The organism is Nostoc sp. 2RC (genome assembly GCF_014222165.1).
GTDB classification, from domain to species: Bacteria; Cyanobacteriota; Cyanobacteriia; order Cyanobacteriales; family Nostocaceae; genus Nostoc; species Nostoc linckia.
Genome location: NZ_JACKZU010000523.1, coordinates 1 through 4,091, shown reverse-complemented (window position 1 = coordinate 4,091; position 4,091 = coordinate 1). Strand labels below are relative to the sequence as shown.

Genomic DNA, 4,091 nt, shown 5'->3' with positions numbered 1-4,091 from the left:
CCCCATCTCCCCATCTCCCCATGCCTCAAGCCCCACGCCCAATAGTTATGTTAACGACACCACAAAGCAACGAAAACCCTGTTTGGCTTGTAATTATCCGCCTTTTGCGCTGGCATAAACCTGAAGGACGATTAATACTGATGATTCCTGCCCTGTGGGCTGTATTTTTGGCAGCTGCGGGGAAACCGCCTTTACCTTTGGTTGGGGTAATTGTATTGGGTACTCTAGCCACAAGTGCGGCTGGGTGTGTTGTCAATGATTTGTGGGATAGAGATATCGATCCAGAAGTGGAAAGAACACGCGATCGCCCCCTAGCTTCCCGTGCATTATCAGTGAAAGTTGGGATTGTTGTTGCTATTGTGGCGATGGCTTGTGCAGCAGTTCTAGCTTTTTATCTTAACCCCTTGAGTTTTTGGCTATCTGTAGCAGCAGTGCCAGTAATTCTACTTTATCCAGGGGCAAAGCGAGTGTTTCCCGTACCTCAACTAATACTTTCCATCGCCTGGGGTTTTGCGGTGTTAATTAGCTGGAGTGCGGTAACCCACAATATCTCCCAGCCAACTTGGTTACTTTGGGGCGCAACTGTATTGTGGACATTGGGATTTGATACAGTTTATGCCATGAGCGATAGAGAAGACGATCGCCGCATTGGTGTTAATTCTAGCGCTCTATTTTTTGGCGATTATGCCCCTTTGGCTATTGGAGTTTTTTTTGCGGGCACAATCTTGTTATTAGCTTGGTTAGGCTTAGTCATCAACCTCCACCTACCTTTCTGGATTACTCTCACCCTAGCCACCATCGGCTGGATTTGGCAATGTCTTCGATTAACAGACCAAAACTTACCTAACCCTGCTTATGGTGAGATGTTCCGACAAAACGTGTGGATTGGTTTTATCTTACTTGCTGGTATGGTAGTTGGCTGTTTATGAAGAATACAGAATTCAGAATTCAGAATTCAGAATACAGAATTCAGCAATTTTTCATAAAAAACCTATGCAAAAAAGGGTGTAGGGGTTAATATGTCAAGAAAACTAATTTCAACGACACCCCACACCCTTCTTATTTACCGTCAACCGTCAACCGTCAACAGCTTACTATTCAACATTAGACATGAGAAGCTTTGAAATCTCCGCATGTGCTAGCACAGCAGCAGGTTCGCGCTGGAGGGCGTTATAATACTTTCTTTCAAAAGTATTGCCTGTCTCTAAAGGCACAATCAAATTGCGGATATCAGCAGTTAAATTTTGCAAATAATCCAGGGGTATTGGTTCATCTGCTGTCAGCATTTCATCAATTTGCACAACAATTTCAGAAATTCGATGTAACCAAGCAAATTGTTCGTGACCGATGACTAGTTGCAGAAGTTGTGTATTTGATACCCGTCCACTAACCTGTTCGTAGGCGATGCGTTCTGTCTCCAGCAACATTTTGTGAAGGTACAATAACTTGTTTCGCAAATCGCGCAGGTATTGATGTTGACGGATTCTTTGTAGAAGTGTGTTGGAAGTCAATGTTACCATCCTCTCGTAACGACAGTCTTTAATAACTTGAATAATTTCTGCTTTGGTATTTATAGCAAGGGACTGGTGACTGGGTGAAAAGTCTTTGTTTGGAAAAGTTGAGAGTGGCGGCTTTTGCCATTCTGTTTTTTTGGTTTTTGTCTAAGTTCGATTGTCTGTTGATGTCCTGACCACCAAGGCTTGCGCTATGTCAACTAAAGTTCATCCATAGCAGGTAACAAGCAATAGATTGGAAAGTCTGTTGATGTTAGGGTTTTAGCATTAGTTTATGCCCTAAATTAGCCTACAACTGCTGTGTCGATTTTTTTACTAGGACGCACTATAGTTAACACATCTTTTTATAGCGGTCATTTCTCATATTTGATTAATCATATATTAGCATAAAAATATAGCAAGTATATAGACAGGACTATCGAGTAAACAGTAATTATGGAAAAACCGTTTTCATGTCCCTAGCACATACAATTCTGGGTCTTCTTCAGCAGCAAGCAATGACGGGCTATGACCTGAAAACAACCTGCTTCGACCAATGCATCGGTCATTTGTGGCCAGCAGACCAAGCACAAATTTACAGAACCCTGGAAAAGCTAGTTGAACAAGGCTGTATTACCTGTACCATTGAGATTCAACACGATCGCCCTAATCGCAAAGTCTACACCATCACCGAATCAGGGAAAGCTGAATTAGTCAGATGGCTTGGCACTCACCAACCCTTAGCGATTTTACGCGAACCATTGCTGGTTCAGTTACACTTTGCGGATTTATTGCCTAATGAAATGATTATTCATCTATTAGAGCAGCAATTAGCCGCTCGCAATGAAAAGCTTGCCAAATGTGAAAATATTGATTTACCAGTACTGGGTGATGAGTCTGCTAGCCGTGAAGAAGTAATGCAAAGGCTGGTGCTGGAGTTGGTGATTCGTAGAGAACAGACTTATATTGATTGGCTGAAGACAGCAATTAAAGTCATTAGTCAGCAAGATCCACATCAATCACAATATCAAATTTTCTAACTCTCATCAATCAAAAGAATGACAACAATAGCAGTTAATCCCTATCTCGATGGCAATTTTGCCCCAATCCGCGAAGAAATCATCGCTGACAAATTGTCAGTTATTGGCGAACTACCCCCTGAATTATCCGGGATGTTTGTCCGCAATGGCCCTAACCCGCAATGGTCGCCAATCGGTCAATATCACTGGTTTGATGGAGATGGCATGTTGCATGGCCTACAAATTAGCAACGGCGTAGCAACTTATACTAATCGCTACATCCAAACAAGAGGATGGAAAATAGAAAAAGAAGCGGGTAAGGCTATCTGGACTGGGTTATTAGAACCACCACAAATGGATAATCCCTATGGCCCCGGTAAAAATACAGCTAACACCGCCTTAGTGTGGCACGCCGGACAAATGTTGGCACTGAATGAAGGCGGTAGTCCTCACGCCATCAAGCTTCCCGAATTAGAAACCATTGGCGAATACACTTATAACGGCAAACTAATTTCCCGCTTTACTGCCCATCCCAAAGTAGACCCAGTGACGGGCGAAATGATCTTCTTTGGCTACTCTCTGTTTCCACCACCATACCTGCAATATAGTGTAGTTTCCGCAGCAGGGGAACTGCTATGGACAGTGCCAATCGATCTGCCCATAGGGGTGATGATGCACGACTTCGCCATTACAGAAAATTACACGATTTTCATGGATTTGCCCATGACTTTCAACCCAGAGCGATCGCAACGTGGAGAACCAGCATTTATGTTTGAGAGCGATCGCCCCAGTCGTTTTGGCATCATACCACGTCACGGTGACAACAGTAATATCCGCTGGTTTGAAAGTCCTGCTTGCTACGTCTTCCATACCCTCAACGCCTACGAAGACAAAGACGAAGTAGTGCTGATTGCTTGTCGTATGAGTTCCACCACAGTGTTGATTGCTGATGATTCCCAACAAGACCCAGAAGCAAACATTCCTCGCCTGTATCGCTGGCGATTTAACCTCAGCACCGGCACAGTGCGCGAAGAAATGTTAGATGACGTAGCCTCAGAATTTCCCCGCGTCAACGAAAACCTGTTGGGGCGACAAACCCGGTATGGCTACACTAACAAAATGGCTAACAGTCCTTTACCTTTATTTGAAGGTATCATCAAATACGACCTCAGCAGTGGCAAGTCCCAAATTCACCAATACGGAAAAGGACGCTACGGTGGTGAAGCCGTGTTTGCACCCCGCCCAGGTGCAAGCGCTGAGGATGATGGTTGGCTGGTGACTTTCCTCCACGATGAAAATTCAAATACTTCAGAATTCCTAGTGCTGAACGCCCAAGATATAACTGCTGAACCTGTAGCGCGGGTGATAATTCCCCAGCGCGTACCCTATGGATTTCATGGTACTTGGGTTCCACAGCAATAACTATTTAGGGAATTCCAAAAAATCAATTATTCGGGTTGCGTTGAGTGTTGACTGTTGACAGTTAACACTCTTTCGTGGAATAAGTAAGTCGGTGAAATAAAACCAAACTATGTAAAGAAAAGTAAATAAGGCTCAAACTCTTTCTCCCCCTGCTCCC

4 protein-coding genes are annotated in these 4,091 nt (G+C 43.9%); 3 read left to right on the top strand and 1 reads right to left on the bottom strand.

The window, feature by feature from the left end; genetic code table 11:
- Positions 1 to 47: 47 nt before the first annotated feature.
- Positions 48 to 929 (top strand): 4-hydroxybenzoate solanesyltransferase, encoded by an 882-nt coding sequence (locus tag GNE10_RS32535; protein WP_185570132.1) that lies wholly within the window; start codon positions 48 to 50, stop codon positions 927 to 929.
- Positions 930 to 1,094: 165 nt separating this feature from the next.
- Here GNE10_RS32535 and GNE10_RS32530 read toward each other — a convergent pair whose 3' ends face one another.
- Positions 1,095 to 1,520, bottom strand: coding sequence for a hypothetical protein (locus GNE10_RS32530; protein WP_242062011.1), 426 nt, complete (start codon positions 1,518 to 1,520; stop codon positions 1,095 to 1,097).
- Between the two features lie 446 nt (positions 1,521 to 1,966).
- Here GNE10_RS32530 and GNE10_RS32525 point away from each other — a divergent pair, with 446 nt between their 5' ends.
- The gene (locus GNE10_RS32525) at positions 1,967 to 2,533 is read left to right on the top strand and encodes a PadR family transcriptional regulator (RefSeq protein WP_185570129.1); all 567 of its coding nucleotides are present in this window, start codon (positions 1,967 to 1,969) and stop codon (positions 2,531 to 2,533) included.
- An 18-nt stretch (positions 2,534 to 2,551) separates the two neighbouring features.
- Positions 2,552 to 3,934, top strand: a complete 1,383-nt coding sequence (locus GNE10_RS32520) for a carotenoid oxygenase family protein (RefSeq protein WP_185570128.1) — start codon at positions 2,552 to 2,554, stop codon at positions 3,932 to 3,934.
- Positions 3,935 to 4,091: the final 157 nt, after the last annotated feature.